The sequence below is a fragment of the Streptomyces sp. W16 genome, from assembly GCF_033194735.1.
GTDB lineage: Bacteria > Actinomycetota > Actinomycetes > Streptomycetales > Streptomycetaceae > Streptomyces.
Genome location: NZ_JAWOAI010001220.1, coordinates 1 through 446, shown reverse-complemented (window position 1 = coordinate 446; position 446 = coordinate 1). Strand labels below are relative to the sequence as shown.

At 68.6% G+C, this 446-nt stretch carries 2 protein-coding genes; both read left to right on the top strand.

All coding sequences use genetic code 11. From position 1 onward, the window contains the following. Positions 1–119 (top strand): sugar ABC transporter permease (locus R6V09_RS54310; RefSeq protein WP_317888708.1); only part of this gene is annotated, 119 nt, incomplete at its 5' end. 5 nt (positions 120–124) lie between these two features. Continuing rightward, positions 125–446 (top strand): ATP-binding cassette domain-containing protein (locus R6V09_RS54305; protein WP_317888707.1); only part of this gene is annotated, 322 nt, incomplete at its 3' end.

The window sequence follows — 446 nt, the reverse complement described above, 5'->3', positions numbered from 1 at the left end:
AGCAGGGCATCGTCTACGCGGGCTGGAACCCCGACTGGTTCAAGGCGTTCCTGGGCGTGATGCTGCTCGGCGCCGTCCTCATCAATCTGTGGGTGCAGCGCACCGCGACCCGGAGGTGACCTCCATGGCAAGCAACGAATCCGGCACCCACGGCGCCATCCTCGAAGACAAGGCGCCCAGCGACGCGGACGCGCCGATCGTCCAACTGCGCAACGCGGGCAAGGCGTACGGCAATGTGCGTGCCCTGCACGGGGTCGACCTCGCGGTCCGCCCCGGCCAGGTCACCTGCGTCCTGGGCGACAACGGGGCGGGCAAGTCCACGCTGATCAAAATCATCTCCGGGCTGCACCAGCACACCGAGGGCGAGTTCCTCGTCGACGGCGGGGCGGTGCACTTCACCACCCCGCGCCAGGCACTGGACCGGGGTATCGCGACGGTCTACCAGG